This window comes from Serratia sp. (in: enterobacteria), from assembly GCF_046715635.1.
GTDB lineage: Bacteria > Pseudomonadota > Gammaproteobacteria > Enterobacterales > Enterobacteriaceae > Chania.
In genome coordinates, this window is the sequence record NZ_JBKJYW010000306.1 from 1 (window position 1) to 6,984 (window position 6,984).

Annotated in this window: 6 protein-coding genes; 1 reads left to right on the forward strand and 5 read right to left on the reverse strand. The window is 57.2% G+C overall.

The window, feature by feature from the left end; genetic code table 11:
- Nucleotides 1-452: 452 nt before the first annotated feature.
- Nucleotides 453-1,895 (forward strand): protein adenylyltransferase SelO, encoded by a 1,443-nt coding sequence (locus ACLQ7H_RS15895; RefSeq protein ID WP_411753512.1) that lies wholly within the window; start codon nucleotides 453-455, stop codon nucleotides 1,893-1,895.
- A 27-nt stretch (nucleotides 1,896-1,922) separates the two neighbouring features.
- Here ACLQ7H_RS15895 and ACLQ7H_RS15900 read toward each other — a convergent pair whose 3' ends face one another.
- From ACLQ7H_RS15900 to ACLQ7H_RS15920, 5 genes are all read right to left on the reverse strand, one after another.
- Nucleotides 1,923-2,693: a heme ABC transporter ATP-binding protein gene (locus tag ACLQ7H_RS15900; RefSeq protein ID WP_411753517.1), complete on the reverse strand. Its 771-nt coding sequence runs from the start codon at nucleotides 2,691-2,693 to the stop codon at nucleotides 1,923-1,925.
- 7 nt (nucleotides 2,694-2,700) lie between these two features.
- Nucleotides 2,701-3,705 (reverse strand): FecCD family ABC transporter permease, encoded by a 1,005-nt coding sequence (locus tag ACLQ7H_RS15905; RefSeq protein WP_411753513.1) that lies wholly within the window; start codon nucleotides 3,703-3,705, stop codon nucleotides 2,701-2,703.
- Complete coding sequence (locus ACLQ7H_RS15910; protein ID WP_411753514.1) at nucleotides 3,705-4,535, reverse strand: hemin ABC transporter substrate-binding protein; 831 nt, start codon at nucleotides 4,533-4,535, stop codon at nucleotides 3,705-3,707. The genes ACLQ7H_RS15905 and ACLQ7H_RS15910 overlap by 1 nt, the downstream gene beginning before the upstream one ends.
- A complete protein-coding gene (locus ACLQ7H_RS15915; protein WP_411753515.1) occupies nucleotides 4,532-5,566 on the reverse strand; it encodes a hemin-degrading factor in 1,035 nt (344 codons plus the stop codon). Before ACLQ7H_RS15915 ends, ACLQ7H_RS15910 begins: the two co-directional genes overlap by 4 nt.
- A gap of 66 nt (nucleotides 5,567-5,632) precedes the next feature.
- Nucleotides 5,633-6,984: TonB-dependent receptor domain-containing protein (locus ACLQ7H_RS15920; protein ID WP_411753516.1), on the reverse strand; the 1,352-nt coding region annotated here is incomplete at its 5' end.

The window sequence follows — 6,984 nt, forward strand, 5'->3', positions numbered from 1 at the left end:
AGAATATCAATCAACTTTGTAAGGGGGTTATTGTTTGCGGCATTGAGAAACATGAGTATTTCAATAAGCTGACCAACACCGGTGTTTTAGGGCTACAGGGGTTTTTATGGCCTGCCATCAGTGTGGAAAATCTGCGTTCTCTACGCAGGATTGCTGAAGAGTTCGATAATAATAGCTGATACTTGATTACACACCGGGGTGAATAGTGGACTGGACGATTTTTACCGTGATCCCAGTACTGATCATTATTGTGGCTTTATCCTTGATAAAGCACTTTAGCCATGCGCGTAGTAGGTCATTAAAAGACGCACGCCGCCGACGCTAAAACAGGGTTCACCGCAGCTTTTGGGTCTATCACGCCCCTGGCGGTTATCGGTCGGGGGCGAATCCCTTGTAAATCCTCCGTGTTAATCCGCATCTCCAGGCTCTACACTAAGCGTTACGGAGGGCCTATGCCGCAATTTGAAAACGCTTATTACCAACAGCTGCCTGGTTTTTATACTGCACTGCAACCGACACCGCTTAAGGCGGCCCGCTTGCTGTATTACAGCCAGCCGCTGGCCGAGGAACTGGGGCTGGACGCGAGCTGGTTTACCCCAGAGAAAACGCCAATTTGGGCAGGTGAAACCCTGTTGCCCGGCATGCAGCCTTTGGCGCAGGTTTACAGTGGCCATCAGTTTGGCTCCTGGGCGGGGCAGTTGGGAGATGGCCGGGGGATCCTGCTGGGCGAACAGCGGCTCGCGGACGGTCGCAGTATGGACTGGCATCTGAAAGGCGCCGGGTTAACGCCGTATTCCCGCATGGGCGATGGGCGGGCGGTGCTACGCTCGGTGATCCGTGAATTCCTGGCCTCCGAGGCGCTATACCATTTGGGGATCCCGACAACGCGGGCCCTGACAATTGTCACCAGTGAACATCCGGTGTTTCGTGAACAGCCGGAGCGTGGGGCAATGCTGCTGCGGGTGGCGGAAAGCCATGTCCGTTTTGGCCATTTCGAACATTTCTATTACCGTAAGCAGTCGGAGCAGGTCAGGCAACTGGCAGACTTCGTCATTGCACGCCATTGGCCGCAATGGGGTGAGGAACAGGATCGTTATCTGCTGTGGTTTACCGACGTGGTGGTACGCACCGCACGTATGATTGCCCACTGGCAGTGCGTGGGGTTTGCCCACGGCGTGATGAATACCGACAATATGTCGATCCTCGGCCTGACGATGGATTATGGGCCTTATGGCTTCCTTGACGACTACCGGCCCGATTATATCTGCAATCACTCCGACCATCAGGGCCGCTACGCGTTCGATAACCAGCCTGCCGTGGGGCTATGGAACCTGCATCGGTTGGCACAAACGCTGTCCGGTTTGCTGAGTGCCGAGCAGTTACAACAGGCGTTGGCCGCCTATGAACCGGCGCTGATGCAGGCTTATGGCGAGCAAATGCGTGCCAAACTGGGCTTCTTCACCCCGTCAACACAGGATAACGATCTGCTGACCGGCCTATTGAGCCTGATGGCGCAAGAGGGGCGTGACTACACTCGCACCTTCCGACTTTTGAGCGACGTTGAGCAGCAGCAGGCGCAAACGCCAATGCGCGACGAATTTATCGATCGCGACGCGTTTGACGGCTGGTATCAAAAGTATCGCCAGCGCTTACAGCTTGAACAGGTGAGCGATGCCCAGCGCCAGCAAGCGATGAAGCTGGCAAATCCTAAACTGATTTTACGTAATTATCTGGCACAGCAGGCCATTGAAGCGGCAGAGCAGGATGATGTCAGCAAGCTGGCACGTTTGCACCAGGCGTTGCTGCAACCTTTTGCTGATGATGCTCAGTATGACGATCTGGCGGCTTTGCCACCCGATTGGGGCAAGCATCTGGAAATTTCCTGTTCGAGCTAACGGCAGCAAGCCTTCCATGGCTTTCCGTTACTGACGTAAAAACACCTGCGGCAGTGCGGTTTCCGGGTGGGCGGCGACACCGAGGTCTGCCTGATACCAACGCGTCAGGATATCTGCTTGCAATACCTGCTGCGGGGTGCCAGAAGCGACCAGGCGACCCTGATGCAACAACAGAATACGATCGGCATACAGCGCGGCCAGATTAAGATCGTGTAATACGCAACAGACCGCCAATGGCTGCTGGCGCGTCAGGGAACGCAGCAGCCGTAAGGTATGCTGCTGATGATACAGATCGAGCGCCGAGGTAGGTTCATCAAGGAATAACCAGGATGGTGCGGGTTGCGGCTGCCACAGCTGCACCAATACTCTGGCCAGTTGCACCCGCTGCTGTTCCCCGCCGGATAGCTGGCGATAATCGCGTGGGGCTAGGCTGGCGCAATCGGTCTGTTCCATCACCTGTTGGATCGCCCGTTTGGCATCACGCCCGCTATGGGGAGAACGCCCCATAGCGACCACTTCTTCAACGGTAAACGGAAAGGCCAGTTCGCTGTGTTGACGCATTACCGCCCGCACTTTGGCCAACTGCTGGGGTTGCCATTGCTCAAGTGGTTTACCTTGCAGGCGGCACTCGCCACAGTCTGCGGCCAGATAACCGGTAAGTAAGCGAAGCAGGGTAGACTTTCCTGCGCCGTTGGGGCCGATAATCGCCACCATCTCACCGCTGGCGATGCTCAGGGAAACATCGGTGATCAACCGGCGATCCCCCAGGTTGTAACGCAATTGCCGTGCTATCAGCATTGAGGGATCATCCACCCGCGCGCTCCCGCTGGCGCATCACCAGCCATAGAAAATAGGGACCACCGATCAGGCTGGTCATCAGGCCTACCGGCATCTCCGCCGGTGCGACCAGCGTGCGTGCCAGCGTATCGCTCACCAGCAGCAGGCAGGCACCACCGAGGGCAGAGGCTGGCAACAACCAGCGGTGATCGCCCCCAAGCCGCATGCGCACCAGGTGGGGTACCACCAGACCAATAAAGCCGATCACGCCGCTCATGGCTACGGCGGCCCCAATTAGCAGGGCGCTCAGTAATAACAACTGCAGCTTGGCACGTTGCACATTAACCCCAAGGTAATGAGCCTCTTCATCGCCCAGCTGTAGCAGATTCAAACGACGGGCCTGTAACAGCGTCAACAATGCCGTCGGCAGGATCAGCGAGGCGGACACCACCAGGGTAGGCCACTGTGACTGGCTGAGGCTGCCCATCATCCACAGAGAAAACTGCCGCAATTGCTGGTCGCTACTGAGGTAAGACAGCACGCCAATCGCCGCCATGCACAGCGCATTGATGGCGATACCGGCCAGCAACAGCCGCGACAGGCTGCCGTGCCCGCTGCGGCTGATGCCGTAGATCAGTATTGAAACCAGCAGGCTGCCAAGAAACGCCGCCAACATATGGCTGTACAGAGCGATGAGCGGGGGCAGGGCCAGCGGCATGACGATCACCAGGGCGACGAACAGTGCGCCGCCGCTGCTGATCCCCAACAGGCTGGGATCGGCCAAGGGGTTACGGAACAATCCCTGCATCACTGCCCCGGAAACGGCCAACGCGCAACCGATCACCACGGCCAACAGCACACGGGGCAGGCGAATATTCAGCCAGATATGCCAGGAAGCATCGCTGAAAGGAGCTTGCCACAGGGTGCGAAATGACAGTGTCAACGCCCCCAGGTTGGCGGCCCCAAGCGCCAGGATCGTCAGCAGGATCAGCAGGCTGCCGATCGCCAGACGGGGTGAAGTTCGGCAACGCATTACTTTTGCTCCGCCGCTTTACGCAACAGACTGAGCGCCTGCGGCGTTTCCAGACCAAAACCGAGCAGCGCCATATCATCCACGATCAGCACGCGGCGGTTTTTCCCTGCCGGTGTCAGAGCGATGCCGGGCAACTGCCACAGGTTTTCCTGGCCACCGATAGAGCGAACGCCATCGGTAGTCACCAGCAGCAAGTCTGGTGCGCTGGCAATCACGCCCTCTTGCGAGAGTGGACGGTAACGGCTGAAACCCTGCATGGCATTTTTCAACCCAGCGGCTCTGATGATGGCATCTGCCGCGGTTTGCTGGCCTGCGGCCATGGGGGTGATGCCGCCGTGACTCATCACGAACAGCACTTTCACCGGCAGCGGCGTATTGGCTACCGCCGCCAACTGTTGCTGATAGCGTTCGGCCAACTGCTTGCCTTGGCTACTGCGGTTGACGGCCTCGGCTATCACGCCGATCTTTTCTGGCACGGCCTGTACGGTGGTATCCCCAGGGATACGTACCACCTTCACGCCACTGTCTGCCAACTGCTTGAGCACTAATGCTGGCTCGGCCAACTCGGTGGTCAGGATCAGGGTGGGTTTCAGCGCCAGGATACCCTCGGCATTCAGCTGGCGCATATAGCCCACGTCGGGCAATTTCTGCACCACAGCAGGGTGCAGACTGGTACTGTCTCGTGCCACAACTTCATCGCCCGCGCCCAGCGCGAAGACAATTTCGGTCACGTCACCGCCTATCGAGACAATCCTCTCGGCCGCCACGGCGGCTAATGGAAACGCCAGCGCGATGCACAGCGCGAGGCAACGGGGCAATGAAGTTATCATGCGGCGACTTCCTTCGGTTCAAGAGCAGCAACCTGTTCACGCCACTGGTTCTGCTCCGGTTGGCCTTCGGTACGCTGCCCGTAAAGTTGGGCAATCTGGGTGCCATCGGCAGCAAACAGCTCCAGGCTGGTGACCATGCCATCTTTGGTTGGTTTACGGGTGATCCAGCTTTCGGCGATCGCCCCTTCAATCAGGTGCAGGGTAAAGTGGCGGTTAAAGATGTTGACCCAACCGTCTTGCGGCATCAGGCGTTCGATCTGACCGGTAAAGATCTGCACGCAGCCACGGTTGCCGACGAAGATCATGATTTCGTTCTGCGCAGACTTGGCGGCTTCCAGGATCTCCGTCAGCGCGCTGTTGTCCACGCGGTAGGCCAGATCGTTACCTACGGCGCGGAAGGCCTGTTGGCGGGTCAGGTTATTGCGGCTCAGCAGTTGGAAGAACTGGTGGACATCGGTCATAGCTCGCCAGTCAGCATCGATTTTGGCGGCATCTGATGCGCTGCTGCTCTCTTTAATCTCGGCGGGTTGCAGCTCCAATACCGGGTTTTCCGCACTCTGATGGCGCTCGACCAGGGCGAACCAGGCGGCGAGATCGGTTTCGTCGGTGGTGTAGACCTTGTGCAGGGCGTCGCCCTGATGATCAAAGAACTGAATGCTGTGGCGCACGCCGCGCTTGTTAGTTTCACTCAGGGCAAAAACGCTGGCCCATTGGTTGAGGAACAGGCGCAGATCCAGCTCGCGTGGGTTGAGGATCAGCCCTGCATGGCCATTGAGGTGCTGATTCTGATAACGCCCAACCTGCTCGTGTACCGCATAGCTGTTACGAGTAATGGACTTGGTGACGCCAACCTGTTCCAGTTCGGTCAGCAGCGTACGGGCATCGGCTTGCAGGCGGCGAGCATCGTGGCCGACGCGGGCGTGGGTCAGTTCGCCTTCGCTGATACCCAACAGCTCGGCCAGATCGCGGGCATATTTACCTGGGTGATCAATTTTCGCCTGCTCATAACGTTGGTATAGGGTCTCGCTCATTAATTTGTTTCCTGTATTGGTGGGTGAGGAGCGGGCAAAACGGTCTGCCCGCTGTGGTTCAAAGGGTTACCACTGATAGCTGACCAGCAGTTTGGCGTTACGACCATCCTGCGGAATACCCTGTGGTGAGTAATATTCTTTATCGAAGGCGTTCCCCAGGACCACGGTAGTAGTGACGCCCTGCAGGTTTTCGCGGCCTTGATAGCTTAGGTAGAAATCGTTCACGCCATAGCCGGCTTGTTTGGTGTAGCCGGTAGCCACGTGGTGCGCGCTTTGGGCAAAGGTTCCAACCCAACCGGTGGATAAACCGGTCTCGGCAATAGGAATATCCAACACGCTGGTGACCGTATCCGGGTTGATACTGGTGAGCCAGTCACCCGTCGCTTCATCTTTACCCCGCGTGCGGTTATAGGCCAGATCCACACCGAACCACTGGGTTTTATAGTTCAGTGAGGCATCCCATCCCCAAATCTTGGCGCGATCGATATTGGTTGAGAAGGTGGTACAACTGATGCAGTACATACCGCGTGGGCCACGGCCTAACTCCATGGTGACACCGGTAGTAATATAATCTCTGGCTTTGGTATCGAAGTAGCTGGCCTTGAATTGCAGGCTGTCGTCGGCCATTAACAGATCGTCAAAGCGCAAGCCGAAGCCGTATTCCTGCGTGGCGTTGGTCTCCGGCTTCAGATTCGGGTTAGGCACCCAATAGTTGGTGATCGTGGTCGGGCCCATTGGGATCGAGAAGTGCTTGGAGTCGTTGTACATCTCGCCCATGGTCGGTGCGCGGAACGCCTGTGCATAGGAGGCGAACATCATCAACCAATCGGTAGGGGTAACGCTCATCGCACCACGGGATGACCATTTGTTGGCGTTGACGTCGTCATAACCGTCGCTAGAGCCTTTGTAGTTGTCATAACGCGTCCCGGCCAGGAAAGAGACAGGCAGGTCGCGCAGCGTGATCTCATCTTGCAGCCAGCCGGAAGCGAAGTTGATCTTGGCCTGCGGGAAACTCTCTGTGGCGCCCCCCGGCGTCTGTTCCTGCCGGTAGGCTTCGCTACCATAGGTGAACAGGTGCGAAGCGAAACTGTCGGCGAACAGGCGGGTACGGTTTTCCAGCTTGCCACCCTTGGTGGTTTGTTTACGCGCTTCGTCCGTACTGCCGTCGGCGTGTGCATTGATCTCTACTTCGGAGTAATAAATCTTGGCATCGGCATCCAGCCAATCTTGGCCTGTAGGTTTGAGCTTATAACCGAGTTGTGCGTCGCGCTGAATCGTAGAACGGTCAGTTAACACATTGCTGCTCGAAACATCAGGCGTTTGCGGGTTCTTAGGTTCTTGTGCCCGGTTGTTGTAATAGCGCAGATTACCGCTCAGGGACTGGTTGTCATCAATGGCCCAGGTGCCTTTGGCCAAAA

Coding starts and splice junctions, on each gene's coding strand:
- ACLQ7H_RS15895 (WP_411753512.1), top strand. CDS start 453: ATGCCGCAATTTGAAAACGCTTATTACCAACAGCTGCCTGGTTTTTAT.
- ACLQ7H_RS15900 (WP_411753517.1), bottom strand. CDS start 2,693: ATGCTGATAGCACGGCAATTGCGTTACAACCTGGGGGATCGCCGGTTG.
- ACLQ7H_RS15905 (WP_411753513.1), bottom strand. CDS start 3,705: ATGCGTTGCCGAACTTCACCCCGTCTGGCGATCGGCAGCCTGCTGATC.
- ACLQ7H_RS15910 (WP_411753514.1), bottom strand. CDS start 4,535: ATGATAACTTCATTGCCCCGTTGCCTCGCGCTGTGCATCGCGCTGGCG.
- ACLQ7H_RS15915 (WP_411753515.1), bottom strand. CDS start 5,566: ATGAGCGAGACCCTATACCAACGTTATGAGCAGGCGAAAATTGATCAC.